Annotated in this window: 23 protein-coding genes; 21 read left to right on the top strand and 2 right to left on the bottom strand. The window is 58.0% G+C overall.

Annotated elements, in window-relative coordinates; all coding sequences use genetic code 11:
• Positions 1 to 34 precede the first annotated feature (34 nt).
• Positions 35 to 4,327 carry a DNA-directed RNA polymerase subunit beta' gene (gene rpoC / locus ACGHU1_RS03020; protein ID WP_390583309.1) on the bottom strand — a complete coding sequence of 1,431 codons (4,293 nt, stop codon included), beginning with the start codon at positions 4,325 to 4,327 and terminating at the stop codon, positions 35 to 37.
• A 67-nt stretch (positions 4,328 to 4,394) separates the two neighbouring features.
• Positions 4,395 to 8,630 carry a DNA-directed RNA polymerase subunit beta gene (rpoB, locus tag ACGHU1_RS03015; RefSeq protein ID WP_390583916.1) on the bottom strand — a complete coding sequence of 1,412 codons (4,236 nt, stop codon included), beginning with the start codon at positions 8,628 to 8,630 and terminating at the stop codon, positions 4,395 to 4,397.
• Between the two features lie 420 nt (positions 8,631 to 9,050).
• Between rpoB and ACGHU1_RS03010 the strand changes: the two genes are divergently transcribed.
• The 21 genes from ACGHU1_RS03010 to groL all read left to right on the top strand — a co-directional run bounded on the left by ACGHU1_RS03010 (position 9,051) and on the right by groL (position 26,948).
• Positions 9,051 to 9,185: a hypothetical protein gene (locus ACGHU1_RS03010; RefSeq protein ID WP_390583306.1), complete on the top strand. Its 135-nt coding sequence runs from the start codon at positions 9,051 to 9,053 to the stop codon at positions 9,183 to 9,185.
• Positions 9,186 to 9,209: 24 nt separating this feature from the next.
• Positions 9,210 to 9,755, top strand: a complete 546-nt coding sequence (locus tag ACGHU1_RS03005; protein WP_390583304.1) for a DUF2975 domain-containing protein — start codon at positions 9,210 to 9,212, stop codon at positions 9,753 to 9,755.
• Positions 9,755 to 9,994 carry a helix-turn-helix domain-containing protein gene (locus tag ACGHU1_RS03000; RefSeq protein ID WP_390583301.1) on the top strand — a complete coding sequence of 80 codons (240 nt, stop codon included), beginning with the start codon at positions 9,755 to 9,757 and terminating at the stop codon, positions 9,992 to 9,994. Before ACGHU1_RS03005 ends, ACGHU1_RS03000 begins: the two co-directional genes overlap by 1 nt.
• 289 nt (positions 9,995 to 10,283) lie before the next feature.
• The gene (gene rplJ / locus ACGHU1_RS02995; protein WP_390583299.1) at positions 10,284 to 10,799 is read left to right on the top strand and encodes a 50S ribosomal protein L10; all 516 of its coding nucleotides are present in this window, start codon (positions 10,284 to 10,286) and stop codon (positions 10,797 to 10,799) included.
• Positions 10,800 to 10,897: 98 nt separating this feature from the next.
• Positions 10,898 to 11,272, top strand: a complete 375-nt coding sequence (gene rplL, locus ACGHU1_RS02990; protein WP_390583296.1) for a 50S ribosomal protein L7/L12 — start codon at positions 10,898 to 10,900, stop codon at positions 11,270 to 11,272.
• Between the two features lie 580 nt (positions 11,273 to 11,852).
• Positions 11,853 to 12,017, top strand: a complete 165-nt coding sequence (locus tag ACGHU1_RS02985) for a Flp family type IVb pilin (RefSeq protein WP_390583293.1) — start codon at positions 11,853 to 11,855, stop codon at positions 12,015 to 12,017.
• A gap of 92 nt (positions 12,018 to 12,109) precedes the next feature.
• Entirely contained in the window at positions 12,110 to 13,021 is a 912-nt protein-coding gene (cpaB, locus tag ACGHU1_RS02980) for a Flp pilus assembly protein CpaB (RefSeq protein ID WP_390583290.1), read from the top strand.
• A complete protein-coding gene (locus tag ACGHU1_RS02975; protein WP_390583288.1) occupies positions 13,008 to 14,438 on the top strand; it encodes a type II and III secretion system protein family protein in 1,431 nt (476 codons plus the stop codon). Before cpaB ends, ACGHU1_RS02975 begins: the two co-directional genes overlap by 14 nt.
• Positions 14,428 to 14,712, top strand: a complete 285-nt coding sequence (locus ACGHU1_RS02970; RefSeq protein ID WP_390583285.1) for a hypothetical protein — start codon at positions 14,428 to 14,430, stop codon at positions 14,710 to 14,712. Before ACGHU1_RS02975 ends, ACGHU1_RS02970 begins: the two co-directional genes overlap by 11 nt.
• Before the next feature lie 16 nt (positions 14,713 to 14,728).
• Entirely contained in the window at positions 14,729 to 16,264 is a 1,536-nt protein-coding gene (locus tag ACGHU1_RS02965; protein ID WP_390583282.1) for a Flp family type IVb pilin, read from the top strand.
• A complete protein-coding gene (locus ACGHU1_RS02960) occupies positions 16,261 to 16,755 on the top strand; it encodes a TadE/TadG family type IV pilus assembly protein (protein ID WP_390583279.1) in 495 nt (164 codons plus the stop codon). The genes ACGHU1_RS02965 and ACGHU1_RS02960 overlap by 4 nt, the downstream gene beginning before the upstream one ends.
• On the top strand, positions 16,752 to 17,363 hold the full coding sequence (locus tag ACGHU1_RS02955; RefSeq protein ID WP_390583276.1) for a TadE/TadG family type IV pilus assembly protein: 612 nt from the start codon (positions 16,752 to 16,754) through the stop codon (positions 17,361 to 17,363). Before ACGHU1_RS02960 ends, ACGHU1_RS02955 begins: the two co-directional genes overlap by 4 nt.
• Before the next feature lie 138 nt (positions 17,364 to 17,501).
• Positions 17,502 to 18,857: a CpaE family protein gene (locus tag ACGHU1_RS02950; protein WP_390583273.1), complete on the top strand. Its 1,356-nt coding sequence runs from the start codon at positions 17,502 to 17,504 to the stop codon at positions 18,855 to 18,857.
• The gene (locus ACGHU1_RS02945; protein ID WP_390583913.1) at positions 18,746 to 19,942 is read left to right on the top strand and encodes a CpaF family protein; all 1,197 of its coding nucleotides are present in this window, start codon (positions 18,746 to 18,748) and stop codon (positions 19,940 to 19,942) included. Before ACGHU1_RS02950 ends, ACGHU1_RS02945 begins: the two co-directional genes overlap by 112 nt.
• Before the next feature lie 2 nt (positions 19,943 to 19,944).
• A complete protein-coding gene (locus tag ACGHU1_RS02940) occupies positions 19,945 to 20,946 on the top strand; it encodes a type II secretion system F family protein (protein WP_390583270.1) in 1,002 nt (333 codons plus the stop codon).
• A gap of 1 nt (position 20,947) precedes the next feature.
• Complete coding sequence (locus ACGHU1_RS02935) at positions 20,948 to 21,925, top strand: type II secretion system F family protein (RefSeq protein ID WP_390583267.1); 978 nt, start codon at positions 20,948 to 20,950, stop codon at positions 21,923 to 21,925.
• 2 nt (positions 21,926 to 21,927) lie between these two features.
• Complete coding sequence (locus tag ACGHU1_RS02930) at positions 21,928 to 22,749, top strand: hypothetical protein (RefSeq protein WP_390583265.1); 822 nt, start codon at positions 21,928 to 21,930, stop codon at positions 22,747 to 22,749.
• A gap of 54 nt (positions 22,750 to 22,803) precedes the next feature.
• Positions 22,804 to 23,280 carry a prepilin peptidase gene (locus ACGHU1_RS02925; protein ID WP_390583263.1) on the top strand — a complete coding sequence of 159 codons (477 nt, stop codon included), beginning with the start codon at positions 22,804 to 22,806 and terminating at the stop codon, positions 23,278 to 23,280.
• 121 nt (positions 23,281 to 23,401) lie between these two features.
• A complete protein-coding gene (locus ACGHU1_RS02920; RefSeq protein ID WP_390583260.1) occupies positions 23,402 to 24,793 on the top strand; it encodes an MATE family efflux transporter in 1,392 nt (463 codons plus the stop codon).
• A gap of 160 nt (positions 24,794 to 24,953) precedes the next feature.
• The gene (gene groES, locus ACGHU1_RS02915) at positions 24,954 to 25,241 is read left to right on the top strand and encodes a co-chaperone GroES (protein WP_390583911.1); all 288 of its coding nucleotides are present in this window, start codon (positions 24,954 to 24,956) and stop codon (positions 25,239 to 25,241) included.
• A gap of 54 nt (positions 25,242 to 25,295) precedes the next feature.
• Entirely contained in the window at positions 25,296 to 26,948 is a 1,653-nt protein-coding gene (gene groL, locus ACGHU1_RS02910) for a chaperonin GroEL (RefSeq protein ID WP_390583256.1), read from the top strand.
• Positions 26,949 to 26,971: the final 23 nt, after the last annotated feature.

Genomic DNA, 26,971 nt, shown 5'->3' with positions numbered 1-26,971 from the left:
GCGGGGCCTTTTTGTTAGCGTCAGGCTTTCAGCCTTATTCTGCCGCTGGTGCGTCTCCGCTTTCTGCAGCGCCGCCCATAGCAGCTTTCATCGCTTCTTCGCTCGATACCGGGTCGGCGGCGGGCTCAGGCTCGACAGCGTTTTCTGCTGCCAGCTTGTCCTGCTGCTTCTTCCACTGCGCCTTCAATGCGGCGTCGCGGCTGGACGCCGTGACACGAACGCGGTTCATGCCGGCGCCGGTGCCTGCCGGGATAAGACGGCCGACGATGACGTTCTCCTTGAGACCGATCAGCGTGTCCTTCTTACCTTCTACGGAAGCCTGCGTAAGAACGCGGGTGGTTTCCTGGAACGAAGCGGCCGAGATAAAGCTGCGTGTCTGGAGCGACGCCTTGGTGATCCCGAGCAGAATCGGCGTGCCTTCGGCAGGCTGCTTGCTCTTCGTCAATTTGGCGTTGTATTCCATCATCTCAGCCAGATCGACCTGCTCGCCCGGAAGCAAGGTGGTGTCGCCGCCATTGGTGATCTCAACCTTTTGCAGCATCTGGCGAACGATCACCTCGATGTGCTTGTCGTTAATTTTCACGCCTTGCAGTCGATACACTTCCTGAATCTCGTTGACGAGATATTCAGCGAGCGCCTCAACGCCCATGACTTCGAGGATGTCGTGCGGGTTCGGCGCGCCGGAAATCAGGGTATCACCCTTCTTCACGAAGTCGCCTTCCTGCACGTCGATCACCTTGGTCTTGGGGATCAGATATTCGACTGCATCACCTTCCTCGGGGATAATCGCGATCTTGCGCTTCGCTTTGTATTCGCGAACGAACTCGATCTTGCCCGAGATTTTGGCGATGACCGACATGTCTTTCGGCAGACGTGCCTCGAACAGCTCGGCAACACGCGGCAGACCGCCAGTGATGTCGCGCGTCTTGGCAGCTTCGCGGCTGGCACGGGCGAGGATGTCGCCTGCTTCAACCGTCTGGCCATCTTCAACCGACAGGGTCGTACCCGGAGCCAGCATGTAACGCTGCGCATCGGTTTCATCGTCGATGGTCTGACCCTCGCCCTGAAGGATCATGCGCGGACGCAGCTCTTCCTTCTTCTTGCGGCCGGTTGCCCGGTTTTCAGTCACGACACGCTGGGCGATACCGGTTGCATCATCGGTCTGCTCCTCAAGCGTCGTTCCCTCGATCAGGTCCTGATACTTCACCACACCCGACTGTTCGGTGATGATCGGCAGGGTGAACGGGTCCCACTCGGCAAGACGATCGCCTTCTTTGACCTTCTGCCCGTGCTTGAACATGATCACGGTACCATACGGCACCTTGTGCATTTCACGCTCACGTCCCTCGGCATCGATCACGGCGATCTCGCCGTTCCGTGCGAGCGACAGGATGCGGCCCTTTTTATCGACGATCGTAGGCATGTCGCGAAGCTCGACGGTACCATCGGAAATTGCTTCCAGATGGCTCGTTTCATTGAGCTGTGCCGCACCACCAATGTGGAACGTACGCATGGTCAGCTGGGTGCCCGGCTCACCGATGGACTGCGCGGCGATCACGCCGACAGCTTCACCGATATTCACCGGAGTACCGCGAGCAAGGTCACGGCCATAACACGTGCCGCAAACGCCCATATCGGCTTCGCAAACAAGCGGTGAACGGATCTTGGCTGACTGAACTTCAGCCGCTTCGATTTCGACCACCATAGGCTCGTCGATCAGAGTGCCCGCTTTCACGATCACCTCGTCGGTGGCCGCGTTCACGATGTCTTCGGCCACTGTGCGGCCAAGGATACGCTCACCCAGCGAGGCAATCACGCTGCCGCCCTGAACGATGGCACGCATTTCCAGCGCGTTCTCGGTCTTGCAATCCTCGACGACGATCGTGCAGTCCTGCGACACATCAACCAGACGGCGGGTCAGGTAACCCGAGTTTGCCGTCTTGAGCGCGGTGTCGGCCAGACCCTTACGGGCGCCGTGGGTGGAGTTGAAGTATTCAAGGACGGACAGGCCTTCCTTGAAGTTCGAGATAATCGGCGTTTCGATGATCTCGCCCGAAGGCTTGGCCATCAACCCGCGCATACCGGCAAGCTGCTTCATCTGCGCAGGCGAACCACGCGCACCGGAGTGGCTCATCATGTAGATGGAGTTGATCTGCGCCTCTTTGCCGTCCTTGTCGATCGGCTGCGACTTGATCTCTTCCATCATGGCGTCGGCGACCTGATCGCCGCAGCGGCTCCAGGCGTCGATAACCTTGTTGTATTTCTCCTGCTGCGTGATGAGACCGTCCTGATATTGTTGCTCATAGTCAGCAACCAGCGACTTCGTTTCATCGACCAGGCGGATTTTCGAATCCGGGATGATCATGTCATCCTTACCAAACGAAATGCCGGCCTTGAATGCGTGGCGGAAACCCAGAACCATGATCGCATCGGCGAACAGGACGGTGTCCTTCTGGCCGGTGTGACGATAGACCTGATCGATCACGTCGCCAATCTCACGCTTGGTCAGCAGGCGGTTGATGATGTCAAACGGAACCTTGTGGTTCTTTGGCAGACATTCCCCAATCAACATGCGGCCCGGAGTGGTTTCAAACCGCTTCATGGCCACTTTGCCCTTTTCATCCGCCTGCGGAACGCGGGCAAGAATCTTGGTGTGGAGCGTGACAGCCTTCGTTTCGAGCGCCTGGTGCACTTCGGCCATATCGGCAAAGCGCGGTAGAATCTCGACCTTCGTGCCGTCTTCGTTTTCGAGGTATTCCGGCTTCTTCTCCTGACGTTCCATCGAGAGATAATAGAGGCCGAGGACCATGTCCTGCGAAGGTACGATGATCGGCTTGCCGTTGGCGGGCGAAAGGATGTTGTTGGTCGACATCATCAGGACGCGCGCTTCCAACTGCGCTTCGAGCGACAGCGGAACGTGAACGGCCATTTGGTCGCCATCAAAGTCGGCGTTAAAGGCAGAGCAGACCAGCGGGTGAAGCTGGATCGCCTTACCTTCGATCAGCACCGGCTCGAACGCCTGGATGCCAAGACGGTGAAGCGTCGGCGCACGGTTCAACAGAACCGGGTGCTCACGGATCACTTCATCAAGGATATCCCAGACTTCCTTGCGCTCCTTCTCGACCCACTTTTTCGCCTGCTTCAGGGTCATGGAAAGACCCTTTGCATCGAGGCGGGCGTAGATGAACGGCTTGAACAGTTCGAGCGCCATCTTCTTTGGCAGGCCGCACTGGTGCAGTTTCAGTTCCGGACCGGTCACAATGACCGAACGGCCGGAATAGTCGACGCGCTTACCGAGCAGGTTCTGACGGAAGCGGCCCTGCTTGCCCTTGAGCATGTCGGACAGTGATTTCAGCGGGCGCTTGTTTGCACCCGTGATCACGCGGCCGCGGCGGCCATTGTCGAACAGCGCATCGACAGCTTCCTGAAGCATACGCTTTTCGTTGCGGACGATGATGTCCGGCGCGCGCAATTCGATCAGGCGTTTCAGGCGATTGTTACGGTTGATCACGCGGCGATAGAGATCGTTGAGATCCGACGTCGCGAACCGGCCACCATCAAGCGGCACCAGCGGGCGCAGCTCTGGCGGGATCACGGGGATCACTTCGAGGATCATCCATTCCGGGCGGTTGCCGGAATCGATGAAGCTTTCCACGACCTTCAGACGCTTGATGATCTTCTTCGGCTTGAGCGTCGACTTGGTAGTCGCCAGCTCTTCCATCAGATCGTCGCGTTCCTGCTCCAGATCGAGATCCATCAGCATGACCTTGACGGCCTCTGCACCGATGTCGGCAGAGAATGCGTCTTCGCCGTATTCGTCCTGCGCTTCGAGCAGTTCGTCTTCCGTCAGCAGCTGGAATTTCTCAAGCGGGGTCAGGCCCGGCTCAATCACCACATAGCTTTCAAAGTAGAGAATGCGCTCAAGCTGTTTGAGCTGGATGTCGAGCAGCAGGCCGATGCGCGATGGCAGCGACTTCAGATACCAGATGTGCGCAACCGGAGCGGCGAGTTCGATGTGGCCCATGCGCTCACGGCGCACCTTGGTCACGGTGACTTCGACGCCGCACTTTTCGCAAACGACGCCCTTGTACTTCATGCGCTTATACTTGCCGCACAGGCATTCGTAGTCCTTCACTGGGCCGAAGATGCGCGCACAGAACAGGCCGTCACGCTCAGGCTTGAACGTACGGTAGTTGATGGTTTCCGGCTTTTTGATCTCGCCGAACGACCATGAACGGATGCGCTCTGGCGAGGCAATGCCGATCTGAATCTGGTCGAATGTTTCCGGCTTGGCCAGCTGGTTGGTGAATTTGGTCAGTTCATTCATGACTTGGTTCCCTCAGGGGGTGAAATCTCTTGGAGCGAAAATGGGAGGGGCAATTAAGCCCGCTCCCTTATTCCGCAGCCTCCGGCCATTCATCGCCGTCTTCGCCATCGCCGAGCGATGTGAGTTCGACGTTCATGCCCAGCGAGCGCATTTCCTTTACGAGAACGTTGAAGCTCTCCGGGATGCCTGCTTCGAAGGTGTCATCGCCTTTGACGATCGCTTCGTAGACCTTGGTCCGGCCAACGACATCGTCCGATTTGACGGTGAGCATTTCCTGCAAAGTATAGGCGGCGCCGTATGCCTGCAGTGCCCAGACTTCCATCTCACCAAAGCGCTGTCCGCCGAACTGCGCTTTACCGCCCAGCGGCTGCTGAGTGACGAGCGAGTACGGGCCGATGGACCGAGCATGGATCTTGTCGTCAACAAGGTGATGCAGTTTCAGCATATAGATGATGCCGACAGTTACCTTGCGGTCGAACGCTTCGCCTGTGCGTCCATCATAGAGCACCGACTGGCCAGAGCTGTCGATGCCGGCCTTTACCAGCATGTCCGACACGTCCGGTTCACGCGCGCCATCGAACACTGGCGTACCCATCGGGACACCTGCCGAAAGGTTCTGCGCAAGCTCGACGATCTGCGGGGTCGAACGGCTTTCGAGATCTTCGAAATACTGTTCGCCGTAAACGTCTTTCAAACGCTCCACGACCGCCTCTGGCGGCTTCACATCGGCGTAATCCTCGGCTGCGTTCGGATTGGCGCGTTTCCACTCTTCGAGCTTGTTCGCGATATCCATGCCCAAGCCGCGCGCTGCAAAACCAAGGTGCGTTTCGAAAATCTGGCCGACATTCATACGCGAAGGCACACCGAGTGGGTTCAGAACCAGGTCAACGGCAGTGCCATCTTCTAGGAACGGCATATCCTCAACCGGCAGGATGCGTGAAATCACGCCCTTGTTTCCGTGACGGCCGGCCATCTTGTCGCCCGGCTGAAGCTTGCGCTTCACAGCGACGAAGACCTTGACCATTTTCAGGACGCCCGGTGCCAGCTCATCGCCGCGCTCCAGCTTTTCCTTACGGTCTTCGAACTTCGCATCGATACCGCCAACGGCTTCGTCATACTGGGCCTTGATCGCTTCGATCTGGGCCTGACGTCCGTCTTCGGCGACAGCGAATTTGAACCATTCGTGGCGATCAACTTCGTCGAGGACTTCCTCGGTGATTTCGCTGCCCTTCTTCACACCCTTCGGAGCAGCCGATGCGGTCTGGCCGAGCAGCATGTCCTTCAGGCGGTTGTAGGTCGCACGGTTGAGGATGGCACGTTCGTCGGCGGCATCCTTGCCAAGACGCTCGATCTCCTCGTTCTGGATCGCACGGGTACGGTCATCGATCTCGATACCGTGGCGGTTGAAGACGCGAACCTCAACGATGGTCCCGGCAACACCTGGCGGCAGGCGCAGCGAGGTATCGCGAACGTCCGAAGCCTTCTCACCGAAGATGGCGCGCAGAAGCTTTTCTTCCGGCGTCATCGGACTTTCGCCCTTTGGCGTGATCTTTCCGACCAGAATGTCGCCCGGATGCACTTCTGCACCGATGTAGACGATGCCTGCCTCATCGAGGTTACGAAGCGCTTCCTCGCCGACATTTGGGATGTCGCGGGTGATGTCTTCCGGCCCAAGCTTGGTATCGCGGGCCATGACTTCGAACTCATCGATGTGGATCGAGGTGAACACGTCGTCTTTCACGATGCGTTCACTTATCAGGATCGAATCTTCGTAGTTGTAGCCATTCCACGGCATGAACGCGACGAGGCTGTTCTTGCCGAGCGCCAGCTCACCGATATCGGTCGAAGGACCATCGGCGATAATGTCGCCTGCTTCGATCGTCTCACCCACCTTCACCAGCGGACGCTGGTTGATGCAGGTGTTCTGGTTGGAACGCTGGAATTTCTGGAGCGTGTAAATATCTACGCCGGACCGACCGGCTTCGACATCGCCGATTGCGCGGATCACGATACGGGTCGCGTCCACCTGGTCAACGATCCCGCCGCGCTTGGCAGCAATCGCAGCGCCGGAATCGCGCGCCACGGTTTCTTCCATACCGGTGCCCACCCACGGTGCCTCTGCTTTCACAAGCGGCACAGCCTGACGCTGCATGTTCGATCCCATCAGGGCGCGGTTGGCGTCATCGTTTTCCAGGAACGGGATGAGCGATGCCGCGACCGAAACGAGCTGTTTCGGCGAGACGTCCATCAGCGTGACCGTTTCACTCGGAGCCATCAGGTTGTCGCCGGCCTGACGCGCCGAGATCAGTTCCTCGACGAAAGTGCCGTCCGGATTCAGTTCGGCAGACGCCTGCGCGACAGTGTGCTTCTGCTCTTCCATCGCGGAGAGATAAATCACATCGCCGGTGACGCTGTTGCCTTCGACCTTGCGGTACGGGGTTTCGATAAAGCCGTATTTGTTAACCCGGCTGAACGACGCCAGCGAGTTGATCAGACCGATATTCGGGCCTTCCGGCGTTTCAATCGGGCAGATGCGGCCATAGTGGGTCGGGTGAACGTCGCGGACTTCAAAGCCTGCGCGTTCACGTGTCAGACCGCCTGGGCCAAGCGCAGAGACGCGGCGTTTGTGCGTCACTTCTGACAGCGGATTGGTCTGATCCATGAACTGCGACAGCTGCGAAGAGCCGAAGAATTCACGAACAGCAGCAACAGCGGGTTTCGCATTGATCAGATCGTTCGGCATGACAGTCGAAACATCGACGCTGCTCATGCGCTCCTTAACGGCGCGCTCCATGCGCAACAGGCCGACGCGGTACTGGTTTTCCAGCAGCTCACCGACCGAACGCACCCGGCGGTTGCCGAGGTTGTCGATGTCATCGACTTCGCCCTTGCCGTCCTTCAGGCCGACGAGTTCCTTGACCACGGCGAGGATGTCTTCTTTGCGCAGGGTGGTCACGGTGTCTTCGGCGTCGAGTTCGAGGCGCATGTTGAGTTTCACGCGGCCAACAGCGGACAGGTCATAGCGTTCGCCGTCGAAGAACAGGCCTTCGAACAGGGCTTCGGCGGTTTCCTTGGTCGGTGGTTCGCCCGGACGCATGACCTTGTAGATAGCCTCAAGGCCTTCATCACGGTTTTCCGCCTTGTCCACCGCAAGTGTGTTGCGGATCCACGGCCCGGTGTTGATTTCATCAATGTCGAGCAGTTCGAGGCTGTCGATCCCGGCATTATCGAATGTCTCGACATGCTCAAGCGTCAGCTCGTCGCCCGCTTCAACATAGATGCGGCCGGTGCTTTCATCGATCAGGTCGCGCGCAGCATAGCGACTGACCACCTCTTCGGTGGGCAGGAGCAGATGGGTCAGGCCATCCTTCGCAGCCTTGTTGGCGGCGCGCGGACTGATTTTTTGACCGGCCGCGAAAATTTCCTCGCCGGTTTTTGCATCGACCAGGGCGAATGCCGGTTTTTGGCCGCGCCAGTTTTCAGCGACAAACGGGATCTTCCAGCCGTCTTTCGCACGTTCCCACGTTACTGTGTCGTAAAAGTGGTGCAGGATGCCTTCGCTATCGAGGCCCAGCGCATAAAGCAGCGCGGTGACCGGCAGCTTACGCTTACGGTCGATGCGAACGTTGACGATATCCTTGGCATCGAATTCAAAATCGAGCCAGCTGCCGCGATACGGAATGACGCGGGCAGCAAACAGCAGCTTGCCCGAGGAGTGCGTTTTACCGCGGTCATGATCGAACAGCACACCGGGCGAACGGTGCATCTGCGAAACGATCACACGCTCAGTGCCGTTGATGATAAAGGTGCCGTTATCCGTCATGAGCGGCATGTCGCCCATGTAAACGTCCTGCTCCTTGATATCGAGGACGCTGCGGGTTTCGGTTTCCTGATCGACTTCGAACACGATCAGGCGAAGGGTTACCTTCATCGGAGCAGCATAAGTAATGCCGCGCTGACGACACTCGGTCGTGTCGTATTTCGGCTCTTCCAGAACATAGTGGACGAAATCAAGCTCGGCAGTTCCGGCGAAATCGCGGATCGGGAAAACGCTGCGGAGCGTTTTTTCAAGACCGGAGACATAACCTGTCTCTTTGTCAGAGCGGAGGAACTGTTCGTAGCTCTCGCGCTGCACTTCGATCAGGTTCGGCATGTCCACCACTTCGTGAATGTCGCCAAAAATCTTGCGGATACGCTTCTTCGCCGTGCCCTCTGCCTTGCGGCTGCGGAGCTTGTTCGAAGTGCGCAGTGCCTTCGCCTTGGTTGCCATGGAGGAGATTCGCCTCTTTTTTAATGCGCGCAGGAAGGAGACCCGCTCGCTGGGATGTGTTCACGTCACGCGAAACGGAGGGCCATATGAGACGCAAAAGAGCCGCACGCCTCTGCGCAGTCCTGTCCGGACTGCCGGGGTGCAGCTATCGATAACGTCGCGAATATGGCTAGCGCCGCTTCTATTCTGGGACCGATCCCCGCGTATGAATCGGCCTGTCTCGAAGGTGGCGTGTGCACACTATGTAGGATTGCTGGACCGAAGCGTCAACAGGCTGATGAGATGAGCGCTGGTCTCTTGCTTGTTTGCCTTTTCACGTAGCATCTGCCGGGCGGCCAATACTGAAAAACGATACCTCTCATATTGTTTTTCAATATTATTGATTGACAATAAATCGAATCGCTCATAGATCGTGATTATCGATAAACAATATCACACATCAAGGAGTTCGATATGTCACCGCTTTTCAATCAATCGCTCGCCGTTTTTGGGGCGCTGCTGCTTACGCTCAGTTCTATCGGCGCAATCGTCACCGTCCCGCCGGCCCACGCCGCGCCCGCTTTTCCAGCCAGCATCGAACTGGCCTGATTGGCCGGAGACAGGAGAATGGAAATGCGTAGCAAACCCAATGACGTCCTCTTGCTCGCCGGAAAGGTTCTGACATTCCTGATGCAGGGTTTCATGGCAATCGCGGCTGTGGCGATTCCTATCGCTGCAGCTGTGGTCCTCTTCATGTCGGACACGATCAATGACGAAATTACAGCGGAGTTTGCCGGCGCTGTCGGACCTCTACCTTTGCTTGCTGTGCTGGGGTTCCTGGCGCTGGCTCTGGCGGCTGTCGTGATCATCTTTGTCTTCTTCGGCAAATTGCGGGCCATCATTGAAACTGTCGGAGACGGTGACCCGTTCGTGCCCGAAAATGCCGAACGTCTTACCGTAATGGCTTGGCTGCTGTTGTTTGTTCAGGCGCTTTCGATCCCGATGGCCGGACTCCTCCTGCTCGTCGCAAAATGGGCAGCGCCGATGGAGAATGCAGACGTGACCGTGGATGCCGGTTTCGATCTGGTCGGTATCACCATGGTTGTGGTGCTCTTCATCCTCGCCCGTGTGTTCAAGCATGGCGCCGAAATGCGCGATGATCTGGAAGGAACCGTGTGATGCCAGCTGACGAAGAAGGAGCAACGATCATGGTCAAACTCGATGACCTGCTGCATGACCGGCGCATGACGCTGACCGAACTGGCAGAACGCGTCGGCCTCACCCTCGCCAACCTCTCGATCCTGAAAACCGGTAAGGCGAAGGCGATCAGGTTTAGCACACTTGCCGCCATATGCCGCGAACTGGAATGCCAGCCGGGCGATTTGTTGAGCTACGCCGACGGCAGCGAAAGCGTATAATAACTTGACTCTCGGGGCGCGGCGTCTATTTGCCCGCCCCGACTGCTTTGTCTTTGGATCAGGCAGTCATCCGTCCAAGACAGTTGGTGAAGGCAATTGGGTCTTCTTAATTTCCAGCCTAGACGGGGAACAGAGATTTACCGGCTCGCTTCAATGCGGGCCAACCTGATGCCGGATCGGCATCCTCCTTCCCCATCATTGGACCTTCGGCCTTGTCGGTTAGCGGCAGGGCCAGATGTGAGCCGGTCGTCTGGACTGTTTTCAGACGGCCATAGTGAAGGAGTAAGGCATGGATCGTTCGCAAAAAGCCGACGCGGTTGCTCAGCTCAATGCTGTTTTCAACGAGGTAGGCGTAGTGGTTGTCACCCGCAATCTCGGCATGACGGTGGATCAGTCCACCGACCTGCGCTCGAAAATGCGTGATGCTGGTGCTTCCTACAAGGTTGCGAAAAACCGTCTCGCCAAGCTCGCCCTGAAAGACACCGATTACGTCGGCATCGATGAGTTTCTCACCGGTCCGACTGCACTGGCTTGGTCGGAAGACCCGGTCGCAGCTGCAAAGGCTGCTGTCGAATTCGCAAAGTCGAACGACAAGCTGGAAATCGTCGGTGGATCGATGGGTACGCAGGTGCTCGACGAAGCAGGGATCAGGGCGCTTGCCTCGATGCCGAGCCTCGATGAGCTGCGCGGCAAACTGGTTGGTCTCGTCAACGCCCCGGCAACGAAAATTGCCCAGGTCGTCAACGCGCCCGCCAGCAAGCTTGCCCGTGTATTTGGTGCCTACGGCGCCAAGGACGCTGCATAAGAGCCTTTGGACAAGACGATTTCGCAAACGCGATTTTGAACCACGTTTTTGGGTTGGCGAACTGAATTTGCCGCCCTGTATATATTGGAGTGAACATCATGGCTGATATTGCCAAGCTTGTTGAAGAACTTTCGAAGCTGACCGTCCTTGAGGCAGCTGAACTTGCAACCGCTCTCGAAGAAGAGTGGGGCGTAAGCGCCGCTGCTGCAGTTGCTGTAGCCGGCCCAGCTGCTGGCGGCGCTGCCGAAGCAGTCGAAGAGAAAGACGAATTCGACGTCATTCTCACCGGCGACGGCGGCAAGAAGATCCAGGTCATCAAAGAAGTCCGTGCCATCACCGGCCTGGGCCTCACCGAAGCCAAGGGTCTTGTCGAAGGCGCACCGAAGCCTATCAAGGAAGGCGTCAACAAGGCGGAAGCCGAAGAGATCAAGGGCAAGATCGAAGCAGCCGGCGGTACCGTCGAGCTCAAGTAATCTTGTTACAAGTTTTGCAGGTGTCTTGAAGCGCCTGCAGATGGGGGGCGGCGCCAGCAATGGCGTCGCCCTTTTTGTTTCCCGCGCCGTTCAATGGTGTTTGTGACAGCGCCCTGACATCATTTCCAATCGGCGTAAGACTGGCTGGATCGCACCTGCGCGCTGTTAACTACTTGAGTTACCTTTAAGATGCCCGGCCAAGGTGCGCTTTAACGAACCACATCAGGGGCGCGACTGCGGTGATTCGTGGTTTATTCGCGATGATACATGGCAAAAACACGGCAAACTGATCCAAAGTTAACTGCGAACGTTAACACGCCCCCCGACTAACCCCTTGTTTTGGAAAGGACTGTAACCCGACTAAATTTTGCATTTAACCAATGCCTAACAAATCGTGAACTCTCAGGGTGTTCCAAAAGTACAGAGCGCGTGAAGCGGCGTGAGCCGTTTAATAAAAATAAGGTCGCGCCGATTCTCCGCAATGAACCAAATGGAATGGGACGAGCCGGAAATAGAAGCCGGAGTTCCAACCGATTTGAATGCCCGGATCACTTCCGGGTCACATGTGAGGGAAAATACCATGAACACCATCAAAAACTTCGTCCGTGACGAATCCGGCGCTTCGGCTGCTGAATACGCTCTGATCCTCGCAATCGTAGGTGCAGGCATCGCTGGTGCAGCTCTGACCCTTGGCAATGCAATCAGCGGCTCAATGAGCAGTGCTGCAAGCACGATCAATAGCTAATCGCTGAAGTGGGCCTGCGGATCGTTCGGTCCGCGGGCCCATTTCATCAAATGATTGTGTGAGCTTACAATAAACTTTTGGGGGGAAGCGTGATGCAGACCAGAAATCTGGTCGCCATCGGCGCGGCGCTGGTTTTGGCGCTAATCGCAGTGTTTTTGCTGAACAGCTATTTCAGCGGCTACGAAGCCGCGCAGGAACAGACAGCAGAAGAACAGCAGATGGCAAGGATTGTCGTGGCCAGTCAGGACCTGACTTTTGGCGAGACGATCACGTCGACAAACTCCCGACTGGTAAACTGGCCCGGTAACTCGGTGCCGACCGGCGCTTTCTCCACACTCGAAGGCGCATCACAAGGCGGCCGGGTCGCATTGCGGCCGATGGTAGCCGGTGAACCCATTTTATCGAGCAAGGTCAGCGGCGAAGGCGGCCGCGCCACGCTCTCATCCATCCTTCCCGAAGATCGCCGTGCGATTTCCATCCCGGTCAACGCCGTTGCGGGTGTTGGCGGGTTTGTGCGTGCAGGCGACGTCGTGGACGTCATGCTGACCCGCCAGATCCCCGGTGACGGAGCAACGTCCATCGACAAGATGACTACGGTTGTCCTGGAAAACACGCTCGTCCTGGCGATCGACCAGATTGCCGATGAGAACAACACCGAAGCAGCCATCGCAAACACCGCCACATTGCAGACGGATGCGTTTGGCGCGCAGAAACTGGCGCTGGCAACGCAACTGGGAACACTCAGTCTCGCTCTGCGAAACGTTGAGAATCAGGTCGTTGGTGAAAGCCGGGCGGTCCTGCCGCGCGATCTTGGCGGCGAAGGGATCTTCATCGCAGACCGCTCGAACCGCGCGGCCACAGTTGCCCGTTCCGCGCCCGCGCGTACCCAACAAACGCAGCCAACCCAAAATACGGCGGTCTACCGCCCCTCAGGCCCGTCCATGACAGTCGTGCGCGGCGTTGAAAGTGAACAATATCAGGTGAACCGCAATGTCGGGAATTAAGAACATTCGCAATTTGGCAGGGGCAGCATGCCTCGCAGTGACAGCCATCGCCGCTGTCCCGGCCTACGCCCAGGATGACACCGTTTCGGTTCATGTTGGCGCGGTCGAAATCCCGATGAACAAGAGCCAGGTCGTGTCGGCAGACCGGCCCATCGCGAGGGCGCTGATCGGGAATGACGAGATCGCCGATATCTTTCCGATTTCGGACCGGTCCGTCTATGTCCTGGGCAAGCAGATGGGCACGACCAGCCTGACGCTGTATGATCGCAGCAACAACGTGATGGCGGTGATGGATATCGCAGTCGGTCCCGATGTGATCGGCCTTCGCGACCAAATCGGCTCGCTGATGCCCAATGAAGAGATCGACGCCCGCATATCGAACGAATCCATCGTGCTCAGCGGACTTGTCTCCAATATCGGCAGCGCCGACCGCGCTGTGCAATTGGCGCGGGCCTATGCCGGCGATAACGTCGTCAACTTGATGACACTAGGCAGCAGCCAGCAGGTCATGCTGGAGGTGCGATTTGCAGAGGTTTCGCGCAATGTCGGCAAAGAGCTTGGCGTAAGTTCATTTTTCCGGTCCAACGGCGGCGCATTTGATGGCGCGTTCGGAAATGGCGCGCAGCTGGTGCCCGATCCCGATACCGGACAGGGCATTTTCCAACTGGATTCCATCACTGGATCGTTCGGCATTTTCCGCCGTCTGTTCAGCGATGTTGCCGGCCTCGATATCGATCTCGTGCTCGACGCGCTTGAAGATAAAGGCCTTTCAAAAACGCTCGCCGAACCAACCCTCGTGTCGCTCTCTGGCGAACGTGCATCGTTCCTTGCAGGCGGAGAATTCCCGGTTCCGATTGTTCAGAACAATGGCGGCGGCGGCGGTGGTGACGGCATTAGCGGTGCGGTCACGGTCGAGTTCAAACCATTTGGCGTCAGCCTCGCTTTCACCCCAACCGTGCTTGGCGATGATACGATCAACCTGCTTGTCGAACCGGAAGTCAGCTCAATCGACCCGACCGCTTCGCTGCAGCTGAACGGCGTCAGCATTCCTGGTCTGCAGACCCGCCGGGCAAGCACGGTGCTGGAACTGCGCGATGGAGAAAGCTTTGCGATTGCCGGGCTTTTGCAGCGCGATTTCCAGACAACGGTGCGTCAGGTCCCGCTGCTCGGCTCGCTGCCGATCATCGGCTCGCTGTTCCGCTCAACCGAGTTTCAAAAGGGCGAGACCGAATTGCTGATTGTGGTCACGCCGCGGCTGGTCGCCCCGATCAAACCTAGCCAGGTGCGCCTGCCGACAGATCGGATCGAGGATCCGGTGCAGGCAGACGTCCTTCTCAACGGCACAGCCTATCGTCCGAAAGCGGACGCCGCCGGCAGCACCGCAACTGAAAGCGAAAGCGATGACTATGAATACTAAACCCATCTTCGCCATCGCGCTGCTCGCCGTGCCTCTGGCAGGCTGCTCCGTCTCCGATAAGGAATTCCTCGGATATCAGGACCCGACCTTTGGAGAGGCCAACAGGGCAACGATGGCCGCGCAGGTGATCAATCCAAACCCCGAATACGACACGCTCGTTCCGGAAACGAGCGCCAACAATGCCGTGCAGGCAATCGATCGCTACCGTGATGGCACCGTCGAACAGCCTGAACGGCAGAGCACAACAGACCCGGTCTCCGGCGGACCGAACTAAGTGGAGCCTTGCAGCTGTGAAAAACGGAATTCCATCCCAGTTCTATCGCGATGAAAGCGGTGCGGTTGCCGCGACTTATGGTCTGGCGCTGATCGGCCTGGTTGCGGTTGCCGGTGTCGGGTTCGATTATTCACGGCTCGCAGGGATGGATTCAGAATTGCAAAACGCGGCAGACCAGTCGGCTCTGGCCGCCGCGACGCAGCTGGATGGCAAGTCTGGCGCCTGCGCACGCGCATCGGCAGCCGCTGTCAGTCTGGTCGCAAACGAAACGCTGCTCGCAAGCGGAGCAACTGCCATCACCGTCCCGTCCGAGACGACCTGCGATGCGACGGGTCAGATCCGATTCTGGCAGGACAAGGGAAAAGCCACTGCGGCAACCAATGATTCCAACGCGAATTACGTCGAAGTGTTCGTGAACGCACGATCGGTAGATTATGCGCTGCTCCCCGTTACCGGACTGCTGCGGTCCGATACCATTCAGGGTATTGCATTGGCCGGGCTGGGTTCGGCCATCTGCAAGGTTCCGCCGGTCATGATGTGCAACCCGCAGGAAAGCTCGGACCCCAATTTCACAATCGCAAATTACATCGGGGACGGCGTCAGGCTCGTCGCGAACGATGGCGGCGGATACACACCGGGCAATTTCGGTTATCTTGAAACCAACGCCGGCAATGGCGCCATCGCCACTGGACGAACGTTGGGCCGATTGGAAGTGCCGGGGGACTGCATCGCCGCCGATGGTGTCACGACGAAGCCGGGTCAGCAGATCAGCGTGCTCGACGCGCTTAACACGCGGTTCGATATCTTCGAAAACGGTCTGAACAATACGTGTGCAAACGCAGCGGAGTGCCCGCCGTCCAACAACACACGCAAAGACCTACTGAAAAAAGGCGGTCCCACTTGCGGCATCGGAAAGAATGGCTGGCAGGTCGGGGCTAACCCGTACCGCCCGGCATCTTCCACCGTTCCGCTGAGTGCGACCGAGGTCGCAGCGCTAGACCCGATGGGTTATCCGCGCGATATGTGCCACGCCGTCAGTGAAGAGGGCAGCTGCGCCCTTGACCGCGTTGGCGACGGCAATTGGGATCGCAACGCCTATTTTTCCAGCAATAGCCACATTTATCCGACCGCACCCGGCAACTCGACATTCGGATCGACCAGCGCACCAACGCGCTATCAAGTCTATAAATACGAGGCGCAAAACGCATCGCTGCTGGCCAGCACGATGTCCGGCGGATTGACTGCAGCCGGGGCCCCGATCTGCGCGGCGTCTGGCGTGGCAGGAGGCGGCGCGAACCCTGATCGCCGCGTTCTGAGCGTCGCTGTGATCAATTGCCAATCCGAAGGCGTGATCGGCAAAACAGTAGACGTGGATGTCGCCGCATGGGTGGATGTATTTCTGGTCGAACCGTCTGCCACTCGCGGACAGGGAAATGACCGCATCACGGAAAAAAGCGATGTCTATGTCGAGATCATCGGTGCGACCACATTGGGCGGCGGCTCAACAGCAGGGCAGGAGATCCGCAAGGATGTCCCGTATCTGATCGAATGATGCGGGCGCTTCACCTTTTCCGGCGCGATCAGCGCGGGGCAGCAGGCGCTGAAATGGCGCTTATGCTTCCGCTGATGCTCGTCTTGATCTTCACCACATTCGAAGCGGGCCATTATTTCTATTCCGAGCACAAGATCATCAAGTCTGTGCGGCAAGGTGCCCGATATGCCGCACGGTTGCCATTCGACAATTTCACCTGCCCCGCGAGCGTGGATGCAGGTGCGGTCACTCAAATCCAGACAGTGACGCGGACCGGCAGCCCGAACGGGACAACTTCGCGCATTTCAGGCATGGAAAACAGCAATATAACCGTCACGGTCGCCTGCAACAGCGGGACGACGACTGGAATATATCAAGGCAAAGCAGGCGGCGCGCCCGTCATTACGGTTGCCGCCCGCACCAACTATACCAGCCTGTTTTCGTTCTTGCTCGACGAGGGTGAAATGCCCGTCATCCGGGCCTCGGCGCAGGCAGCGGTGAACGGCATATGATCAGGCATTCTCTCCTCCGCCGTTTCGGCAAAAACCAGACCGGGGCAAGTGCGGCTGAATTCGCGCTGGTGCTGCCGCTGCTGATCCTGTTCCTTATCGGCACGATCGACGTCGGCCTTTACAGCTGGTCGATCAATCAGGCGGAAAAGGCCACGCAAGTCGGCGCACGGCACGCCGTTGCGACCGATATGTTGCCGGGCGGCCTTGCCACCTACAGTTTCGCAGTCTCTGGCGGCATACCGCAGGGCACAGTCGTCCCCGTCAGCGCGTTTCCGGGGGTAACCTGCACCGAAACCGGCTGCACCTGCAACGGATCCTGCGCCTTTGGCACGGCGATGAATGACGCAGCCTTTACCGGCATCGTCACCAGAATGCAGCGCATCAAAAGCGATATAGAACCGTCTAACGTCACGGTCCGATACGACCATTCCGGCCTTGGTTTTTCGGGTGATCCGAACGGCCCCGATGTCGCCCCGATCGTGACTGTCGAGCTGAACGACATGGAATATCAATCCATCACGACCGTCATGTTCGCCGCGACGCTCGATCTACCCGACCTCAGCTATTCTCTCACAGCAGAGGATAGCGAGGGCACAGTATCCAATTGAGGCAACCCGAACGTGACCAGAATCGACAAGGTATATGAGACATCGATGAACCGAGCGATTGAATTGCCCGGCCGCGTTACTGTCGCTGCCCGCCGACCAACCCTATCCGGCCTGCAGGAGCTCGCCTCCAGCGTCGAAATGATCGAATTCGCATATCAAATGCCAAAGCCAGAAACGGTTGCGACAGGCGATATCATGGTGGTCGAGGTAAACCCTGACGACCCTGTTTCGATGAATTGGCTATCCGAATTGAAAGCCATTGCGCCCGGCAGCCCGCTGATCGCGGGGGTGGCAGAGTTGGACATCGCAAAGACACGTGCCCTTTTGAAACGCGGTGTCGATGATGTGCTCAAAATTCCGTTTTCGATCGATGAATTTCTGGGCGCGCTCGCCGATGTCGATCAACAGGCGCTCACCAAAATGCCGAACGTAGCGCACCGCGCTCCGCTCGTGGCATGCCTTGGCTCATCGGGCGGTATCGGCACGACCACTGTGGCGACGCATCTGGCCGCCGCGTGGCAAACAGACGGATCGAGCGCGACCGTGCTCGACCTTGATCTTCAACAGGGCGATGCCAGCAGCTATCTCGGCTATAGCCACAGCTTGACGCTTCAGGATCTGCTCGATGCCGACAAACGGCTCGATGCGGAAATATTCACATCTGTTCTGGCGAAGAAGCCCGGCGCGCCCAGCATCGTGCTCGCGCCCGATGACATCCTCCCGATCGAAGAGATCAATTTCGACCGCCTCTCACCCATTTTTGAAGCGGCACAGGCGCAGACCGATCTCGTCGTGCTCGACATGCCGGTGTGCCTCACGAATTGGGGGCTTTCGGCGCTTTTTGCTTGCGACAAGATCGTGCTTGTCGGGGCCCTTTCAGTACATTCGCTTCGTAAAGTGCGGCGGCAGCTCGATTTCCTCGTGTCGATGGGCATCGCCCGCGCGAATATCCTGATCGTTCTCAATCGCGCGTCATCGGGCCTTTTCAAGCCGATCAAGGTGGACGAGGCAGCAGACGCTTTGAAACATTCGGTTTTCGCCGTTTTGCCTGATGAGCCAGCCCCCTTGTCCGAAGCGCAAGATCGCGGTGAATTCGTCTGGGAGGTGAGCAAGCGGGGCAAACTCAGCAAGGCGTTTTACGCGCTTGCCGACGACCTCCATTCGATACTGGATGAAGGGATTTGTAGATGTGGAAGGTTAATCGCAAGCCGGAAGAAACCGAGCTTCAGAGCGACAACGAAAGCCAGGAAATCGCGGCAAGCGAAGACCCTGCCGTGTTGCTGCACCCGTCATCAAACAAGCGCGATGAACGCCTGCTCGAAATCAAGATGGCGATCCACCAGGGTCTGCTGGACAAGATCAATCTGTCGCTGCTCGACAAGCTGCCGCCGGATCAGGTCAAGTCGGAGGTTAGCGGCCTCATCCCTGAACTGCTCGCCGAATTCGATCATCCGCTCAACCGCGACGAAAGGGCCGCTCTTGTCCAGGATGTAATGGACGAGCTTCTTGGCCTTGGCCCGATTGAGCCATTGCTGAAAGACGAATCTGTTACCGATATTCTGGTGAATGGCTGCGAGACTGTGTTCGTTGAGCGCCAGGGCGTCCTGAGCCGTGTCAACACACGGTTTCAGGATGAAAAGCACCTGATGCGGATCATCCAGAAAATCGTTAGCGCCGTCGGCCGCCGGATTGATGAATCCTCGCCATTTGTTGACGCGCGCCTGGCCGATGGCTCGCGTGTGAACGCGATCATCGCACCGCTCGCTTTGGATGGATCGCTGCTGTCGATCCGTAAATTCGCCAAAGTGCCGATCACGATGGAGAAACTGGTCAGCCTTGGCAGTGTGCCGCGTGAAGTTGCAGTGGTGCTGGAAGCGGTGGTCAAATCGCGCCGCAATGTCCTGATTTCAGGGGGTACCGGCTCGGGTAAGACAACTATGCTCAATGCCATGTCGTCTTACATCGATTCCCGCGAACGTATCGTCACGATCGAGGATTCTGCGGAACTGCAAATGCAGCAGGAACATGTCGCACGTCTCGAAACGCGTCCGCCCAATATCGAGGGCCGCGGCGAAGTCAGTCAGCGCGATCTTGTCAAAAACGCGCTTCGTATGCGCCCTGATCGCATTATCGTTGGCGAAGTCCGCGCCGGGGAGGCATTCGACATGCTTCAGGCCATGAACACCGGTCACGATGGGTCAATGACCACGGTTCACGCAAACTCGGCCAGAGATGCGCTCTCGCGTGTCGAACAGATGATCGGGATGGCCGGGATCGACATCACCGCCAAATCCAGCCGCAACCAGATCGCCTCTGCCGTGCACATCGTGCTTCAAGTCGCTCGGCTCTCCGACGGCAAACGCCGTGTTCGCAGCGTCTCGGAAATCACCGGCATGGAAGGGGAAACCATCACCATGCAAGAGATCTTCCGCTACAAGACAACCGGAGTTGGCGATAATGGCGAGATTATCGGCCATTTCGAGGCGACCGGCATCCGGCCGCGCTTCCTCTCCGTGGCTGAGGAACATGGCATTCACCTGTCGGCGGACTTGTTCCGTCCAGATATGCGGTTTTCCTGATCATGAGCCCGGACATCATCCGCATTCTAATTCTGCTTACAGTCTTTGCCGCGCTGTTTCTGATCCTGAGCCTGGGCCTGGACGAGCTTGCAAAGCGCCGCTCCCGGTCAAAAGCCGTCAATCAGCGCATGGATCTGATCGGCCGCGGCGTGGAGCGCGAGAAAGTAGTGGGCGAGCTTATCAAACAGCGGCCCACAGATATGACCGGTGTGCCAGACTTTCTACGCAGCCCTCTGCTGAGTTTGCAGCGCCTAATATTCGCCTCGGGCATCCAGGCGACTTTCAGAACCGTGATCATCGGTATCGCAATCGCGATTGTCGCTGCATTCTTCCTGGTGCTGATTGCGATGCTGGTTGGCGGCATTGCGATCACATTTGGCGCGATACAACTTGCCATGATTTTCGCGATCGCAATCGGCGGGGTGCTGCCCGTTCTCATCATTCAGCGCATGGCCCAAACGCGGCGCAAAAAGATGGAGCAGCAATTCCCGATCGCTCTCGGCATATTTGTGCGCGCACTCAAGACCGGGCACCCTGTTGCATCGGCCATCGACTTGCTCACCACAGAAATGGAAGATCCGATCGGCAGCGAATTTGGCCTGGTTTCGGATGAGGTCGCGTACGGCGCGGACCTTATCGACAGCCTGCAATCCATGGCGGAACGCTGGGACATCGATGACATGCGCATGTTCGTGGTCTCGCTTTCGCTTCAGGGGCAGACCGGCGGCAACCTTGCCGAAATCCTCGAAAACATCTCCAAAGTCATCCGGGACCGGGCAAACATGTTCATGAAAGTCCGGGCGCTTTCATCGGAGGGCCGCATGACCGGCTGGATGCCGACCGTCCTGCCGATCTTTGCCTTCGTGATGATCTTCGTCACTTCGCCCAGCTATTATATCGACGTGATGGACGATAATATTTTCCGGGTGGGGAGCATCGGGCTGCTGTGCGTCTACGCGCTTGGCGTCTATATCATCCGCCGCATGATCGATCTGAAGGTTTGATATGATTGACCTTATTGTATCGAACTGGATTTACCGTCTCGTCATCCTGATCGCGGTTTTCGCTGCGGTGACGGTCGTGGCTGTCTTCCTCGTCAATTATGTCTCCAACCGGATCGCGGTCCACCGGGGACTAAAAACGATCAAGGACACCGATGTACTTGGCCGGAGCGCGGTATTGACCAACCGTACAAAAGAGACGGCGTGGTCCAGAATTGTCGAACGGATTGAATCAGGCGGGTTAAACCTGGATGACACGCGCAATTCCGAACTGCAGGAACTGATGCGCGCTGCAGGTTACGACGCCTCGCATTCGGTCAGAATTTATACACTGGCGCGGATTTGCATGATCTTCGTCCTGCCAGGATTGTATCTTGCCTATGCGTTTCTGATCGCAAGCGAACCGCCGTCTCTTCTCGTTTTGTATCTGGTCTGCGCGACCCTTGCGCTCCTCGGCATTTACTTGCCGCTGCTGTTTGTCCGCCTGAAAGCGCGCGGCAGACAGCGGGCCATTTTGAACGCGTTCCCCGACAGCCTCGACCTGATGCTGGTGTGCGTCGAAGCTGGCCTTGGACTGGAGGCCGCTCTTGACCGGGTCAGCCGCGAAAGTGCGACCACCCATCCGCAGATCGCCGCTTTGTTTTCGGAAACAGTACTGCTCATGCGGGCCGGTGCCTCACGCGATGATGCCATGCGCAAACTGGCTTATAATGCGGGCATCGATGAAGTGCGGTCGTTTACCACACTGATGATCCAGTCGGACAAGCTGGGAACCAGCATCGCCACGACCTTGCGCGTATATTCCGCCGAGATGCGCGAAGCGCGCAAGCTTCGGGCCGAAGAAAAAGCGCACCGGCTTCCCGTTCTGATTTCCATTCCGCTGGTGGTTTGCATGCTGCCAACGATGATCGGCGTGCTGGCGTTACCTGCAATTGTACTTACCATCCGGGATGTTCTCCCCGGACTGGCTGGAGGAGGATGACTATGAAGACCTCGATACGGTTCCTGATGTGCGGCCTTGCCGCTGTCAGCCTGAGCAGCTGTCAAAGCCTTTGGTCCGATCTGGGCTTTGGCCCGAAAAAATCGAACGACGAAGCCGCGATGGCATCGGATACGCTACGTATTGATCGGGGCCGTCAGGCGCTTCGGATGCAATCTCCCGGCACAGCAATCCATCATTTCGAACGCGCAGCACTGGATGCAGAGCACGCGCCTGAGGCTTTCAATGGCATGGGCGTTGCCTACGCGATGCTTGGCCGGGAAGACCTGGCCGAGCGGTTTTTCAATGCAGCTCTAATGCTCCGTCCGCAAGATGAACGCTACACGCGCAACCTTGCCCGCCTCTACAATTCCGACATTGGCAATTCACGGCGCGCCCGCGCCAAGGTCCAGACCGACACCTTGCAAGCCTTGGCCGATGCCAAGGCGGCAGCGATTGGCGACGGGCTGCTTCCTGCTGCGGTGAAAGATACAGGCCGCCGCGGCGCGATCACCATCGGCCAGCCCCGCCGTGCATCGGTCCGCAGGACTTCAAGCGGGGAAATCCTGATCCGGAGCGCGCAATCAACCCAGTCAGCGGCATCCTCCATCGAAGTCGCATCGCGGCGCAAGGCGGAGCCTGCACCCCCTGCCAAGAATGATGCCGCGATCGTTGAAGATGCCGAGGCCGCTCCACCGAAGACGGCCAGCGCCCAGCCCAAAACGGTCCGGTTCGCGCTGGATCGCAGCGCATCGGCGATTTCCGCAAAGCCTCTTAAGGCAGGCCAGGCCGGCAATCCGGTCAAGATCCAGATCGGCGCTGATTGACACGTTTGATCGGAAACCAGCCGAAATGACTGATCGAAACAGCAGGGTCTGCTGATGGAAATGACTGCGCCGATTATCGCGACGGCATTGCTGCTGGTCGCGGCCTGGCTTGATGTGAGCAAACGGCTGCTGCCCAATTGGCTGGCACTGATCTTATTCCTTGTCGGGATTGGCGGAGCACTGCTCGGCTCGACCATGGAAGGTGCAGGCTTGAACCTGCTTCATTCGGGCATCGCACTTGCCGTGGGTTTCGGATTGTTTGCAATCGGTTGGATCGGGGGCGGCGATGCAAAAACATATGCCGCGCTCGCAGCGAGCTTTCCTCTCGCCCAGGGTTTCTCGCTGCTGGGACTGGTCGCGCTTTGCATGGGTGTCATTTCGTTTTTCTGGATAGTAATCGCGCGCTGGCGGCGTAGGCGAAAACGGGCAGAAGGTACGCTCCCGAAAGACCAGCAATTTGCAAAAGTACCCGTCGGCCTCGCCATTGCGGCAGGTGGTATCACGATGTTCTGGGGTCACCTGACCCCGTAATACGGACATTTTTCTGGCGCTGGTACACGCGTCCCATACGCATCACTTCTCATGGGTTTAGTCGGCGGCATCCAGTTTCCGCTTTCCGAGAGTTAAGCGCAGGCGTAGTCGCACCGGCTGAATGGCCAAGATTGCAGACCTTGAAACGCCCAGTTGGCGGCAGGAATTGCGCGCGACGACATTGCTCGCCGCGCCCCTCGCACTTGCCAATCTTCTGCAAATGCTCACCTACGCGGTGGACGTCATCTTTATCGCCCGCCTCGGCGATGAAGAACTGGCCGCATCGGCGCTGGCCGTTTCGCTGTTCGGCCTTGTCCTGTGGGCGATGACTGCACTTACGGGAGCGGTCGCACCGCTTATCGCAGAGGCGATCGGATCGCGTTCGCCTTCCTTTCGCCCGGTGCGAAGGGCCACCCGGATGGCTTTGTGGCTGGCAGTCATCGCAGGCATTATCGGGATGGGCATTTGCCTGCTGCTGGAGCCGTTGATGCGCGTGACAGGTCAGCAGGAAACCATCATCGGCTTAGCTGCTGAATACAACGCCGTTATCATTTTTTCGATGATCCCGATGCTGCTGGCGGGTGTCCTGCGCAATTACGTGTCAGCTCTTGGGCGGCCGATTTTTGCGACTGCAATCACCGGGCTGGGAATCTTTGTGAATGCCCTTGCCAATTACGCGTTTATTTTCGGCAATCTCGGGGCGCCTGAAATGGGGCTGACCGGGGCGGCAGTGGCAACCATCATCACCGCGATCTTCACGCTCGTCATTTACATTCTGGCGATCTTTGCTGACCCGGCGCTGGCGCGGTACAATATCTTTTATCGTTTCTGGCGGCCCGACTGGCAACGGTTCTGGCTGATCATCCGCATCGGCACGCCGATTGCCCTGACGGTCACAGCCGAGGCAGGCATTTTCGGCGCAGCGGCATTCATGATGGGCCGGTTCGGAGCCGCTGAACTGGCGGGCCATACCGTCGCCTTGCAATTGGCGGCTCTCGCGTTTCAGGTGCCATTCGGCGTTGGCCAGGCGGTGACGATCCGGGTCGGTTATTTCTATGGCGCACGCGACCGCGAAGGTATCCGCCGCGCCGGGTGGGTCGCTCTCGCCCTTGGCACCGGATTCATGACTTTGACGGCCAGCGCAATGCTGCTCGCACCGCACGCGCTCTTATCAATCTATGTCGATCCCTATGCTGCAAAGAACGCCGCGCTGGTGGCTTTTGCCCTGCAATACCTCATGCTCGCCGCGGCATTCCAGATCGTTGACGGTATTCAGGCCGTCGCAGCGGGTGCTCTGCGCGGATTGCAGGACACACGGGTGCCGATGTGGATCGCGATTTTTAGCTATTGGGTCCCGGGTATTGGCTTTTCAATCGGCCTAGGGTTTTTCACGCCGCTTCAAGGGATCGGTGTCTGGATCGGCCTTGCAACGGGCCTTTCCTGCGCAGCAGTCTTCATGACGTGGCGCTGGATTTTGCGCGAGCGGTTGAACCTGACGCTGCGCCCGGCCTGATCGCATTTCGACCGCCATCCGCGGGCGAGGAAAAAAGCGCAAATTTTTCACATGGGCACCTGTTGACTCCGTCAACGCGCATTCACATATGCAAGTCGCTGGCACTCTTAAGAGGAGAGTGCCAATCGACACATCAACTCAATTGAAAGGTCATCAAATTATGGCATTTCGTCCGCTGCACGACCGCGTAGTCGTCCGCCGCATCGAAGCCGACCAGAAAACTGCTGGCGGTATCATCATCCCAGATTCAGCCCAGGAAAAGCCGAGCGAAGGCGAAATCGTCGCAGTTGGCGAAGGCGCCCGTGACGACGACGGCGACCGGATTGCTCTCGACGTGAAAGCCGGCGATCGCGTCCTTTTCGGCAAATGGTCCGGCACCGAAGTCAAGATCGACGGTGAAGACCTGCTGATCATGAAGGAAAGCGACATCATGGGAATCATCGGCTGAGCCGATTGACCCGCACGCTGTTCCAATTAACCAAGAATTTCAGGAGAAACAATCATGGCTGCTAAGGACGTAAAGTTCGGCCGCGATGCCCGTGAAGGCATCCTTAAGGGCGTCGATACGCTCGCAAACGCTGTTAAAGTGACGCTCGGCCCGAAAGGCCGCAACGTTGTCATCGACAAAAGCTTTGGCGCACCACGCATCACCAAGGACGGCGTTACCGTCGCCAAGGAAATCGAGCTTAGCGATAAGTTTGAAAACATGGGCGCGCAGATGCTCAAGGAAGTTGCGTCCAAGACCAACGACCTCGCTGGTGACGGCACCACAACCGCAACCGTACTGGGTCAGGCCATCATCCGTGAAGGCATGACCGCTGTTGCAGCTGGTATGAACCCGATGGATCTGAAGCGCGGCATCGATGCTGCGGTGACCAAAGTCGTCGAAAACCTCAAAGGCCGTTCGAAAGAAGTCGCTGGATCGTCGGAAGTATCGCAAGTCGGCGTTATCTCTGCCAATGGCGACCGTGAAGTCGGCGAAAAGATCGCTGAAGCCATGGAAAAAGTTGGCAAAGAAGGCGTGATCACCGTCGAAGAAGCGAAGGGCCTTGAATTCGAGCTCGACGTTGTCGAAGGCATGCAGTTCGACCGCGGTTACCTGTCGCCGTACTTCATCACCAATCCGGACAAGATGACTGTCGAACTCGACAACCCGTACATCCTGATCCACGAAAAGAAGCTGTCGAACCTCCAGTCGATGCTGCCCGTTCTCGAAGCGGCAATGCAGAGCGGCCGGCCGCTCCTCATCATCGCTGAAGACATCGAAGGCGAAGCACTTGCGACCCTCGTCGTAAACAAGCTGCGCGGCGGCCTCAAGGTTGCTGCGGTCAAGGCACCGGGCTTTGGCGATCGTCGCAAGGCGATGCTGCAGGACATCTCGATCCTTACCAAGGGCGAAATGGTCAGCGAAGATCTCGGCATCAAGCTTGAGAATGTCACGCTCGGCATGCTCGGCGAAGCCAAGCGCGTCACCATCGACAAGGACAACACGACCATCGTCGACGGTGCTGGTTCGCAGGATGACATCAAAGCCCGCGTCGGTGAGATCAAGGCTCAGATGGAAGCGACCACCAGCGATTATGACCGTGAGAAGCTGCAAGAGCGTCTCGCAAAGCTGGCTGGCGGCGTTGCCGTGATCAAGGTTGGCGGCGCTTCGGAAGTTGAAGTGAAAGAACGCAAAGACCGCGTCGATGACGCGCTCCACGCAACCCGCGCCGCTGTCGAAGAAGGCATCGTCCCGGGCGGCGGCACTGCGCTGCTTTACGCTTCGAAAGTGCTCGAAGGGCTGAAGGGCGAGAACGACGACCAGACCCGCGGTATGGACATCGTCCGCCGCGCGATCCTGGCGCCGGTCCGTCAGATCGCTGAAAACGCCGGTCACGACGGCGCGGTTGTCTCTGGCAACCTGCTGCGTGAAGGCGACGAAACGCAGGGTTTCAACGCTGCGACCGACACCTATGAAAACCTGGTGGAAGCTGGCGTGATCGACCCGACCAAGGTTGTCCGCACCGCGCTGCAGGATGCAGCTTCGGTTGCCGGCCTGCTCATCACCACCGAAGCGGCGATCACCGACGCTCCGGAAGACAAGAGCAGCGGTTCAGGCATGCCCGATATGGGCGGCATGGGCGGCATGGGCGGCGGCATGGGCTTCTAAGCCCACACGCCATCCGGCCAATC

Source organism: Erythrobacter sp. MTPC3 (assembly GCF_042854385.1).
Taxonomy (GTDB): Bacteria; Pseudomonadota; Alphaproteobacteria; order Sphingomonadales; family Sphingomonadaceae; genus Erythrobacter.
This window is presented reverse-complemented; position numbering and strand designations above follow the sequence as displayed.

Coding starts and splice junctions, on each gene's coding strand:
- rplL (WP_390583296.1), top strand. CDS start 10,898: ATGGCTGATATTGCCAAGCTTGTTGAAGAACTTTCGAAGCTGACCGTC.
- ACGHU1_RS03000 (WP_390583301.1), top strand. CDS start 9,755: ATGCCAGCTGACGAAGAAGGAGCAACGATCATGGTCAAACTCGATGAC.
- cpaB (WP_390583290.1), top strand. CDS start 12,110: ATGCAGACCAGAAATCTGGTCGCCATCGGCGCGGCGCTGGTTTTGGCG.
- ACGHU1_RS02955 (WP_390583276.1), top strand. CDS start 16,752: ATGATCAGGCATTCTCTCCTCCGCCGTTTCGGCAAAAACCAGACCGGG.
- ACGHU1_RS02925 (WP_390583263.1), top strand. CDS start 22,804: ATGGAAATGACTGCGCCGATTATCGCGACGGCATTGCTGCTGGTCGCG.
- ACGHU1_RS02920 (WP_390583260.1), top strand. CDS start 23,402: ATGGCCAAGATTGCAGACCTTGAAACGCCCAGTTGGCGGCAGGAATTG.
- rplJ (WP_390583299.1), top strand. CDS start 10,284: ATGGATCGTTCGCAAAAAGCCGACGCGGTTGCTCAGCTCAATGCTGTT.
- groES (WP_390583911.1), top strand. CDS start 24,954: ATGGCATTTCGTCCGCTGCACGACCGCGTAGTCGTCCGCCGCATCGAA.
- ACGHU1_RS02940 (WP_390583270.1), top strand. CDS start 19,945: ATGAGCCCGGACATCATCCGCATTCTAATTCTGCTTACAGTCTTTGCC.
- rpoC (WP_390583309.1), bottom strand. CDS start 4,327: ATGAATGAACTGACCAAATTCACCAACCAGCTGGCCAAGCCGGAAACA.
- groL (WP_390583256.1), top strand. CDS start 25,296: ATGGCTGCTAAGGACGTAAAGTTCGGCCGCGATGCCCGTGAAGGCATC.
- ACGHU1_RS02975 (WP_390583288.1), top strand. CDS start 13,008: ATGTCGGGAATTAAGAACATTCGCAATTTGGCAGGGGCAGCATGCCTC.
- ACGHU1_RS02950 (WP_390583273.1), top strand. CDS start 17,502: ATGATCGAATTCGCATATCAAATGCCAAAGCCAGAAACGGTTGCGACA.
- ACGHU1_RS03010 (WP_390583306.1), top strand. CDS start 9,051: ATGTCACCGCTTTTCAATCAATCGCTCGCCGTTTTTGGGGCGCTGCTG.
- ACGHU1_RS02930 (WP_390583265.1), top strand. CDS start 21,928: ATGAAGACCTCGATACGGTTCCTGATGTGCGGCCTTGCCGCTGTCAGC.
- ACGHU1_RS02960 (WP_390583279.1), top strand. CDS start 16,261: ATGATGCGGGCGCTTCACCTTTTCCGGCGCGATCAGCGCGGGGCAGCA.
- ACGHU1_RS02935 (WP_390583267.1), top strand. CDS start 20,948: ATGATTGACCTTATTGTATCGAACTGGATTTACCGTCTCGTCATCCTG.
- ACGHU1_RS02985 (WP_390583293.1), top strand. CDS start 11,853: ATGAACACCATCAAAAACTTCGTCCGTGACGAATCCGGCGCTTCGGCT.
- ACGHU1_RS02970 (WP_390583285.1), top strand. CDS start 14,428: ATGAATACTAAACCCATCTTCGCCATCGCGCTGCTCGCCGTGCCTCTG.
- ACGHU1_RS03005 (WP_390583304.1), top strand. CDS start 9,210: ATGCGTAGCAAACCCAATGACGTCCTCTTGCTCGCCGGAAAGGTTCTG.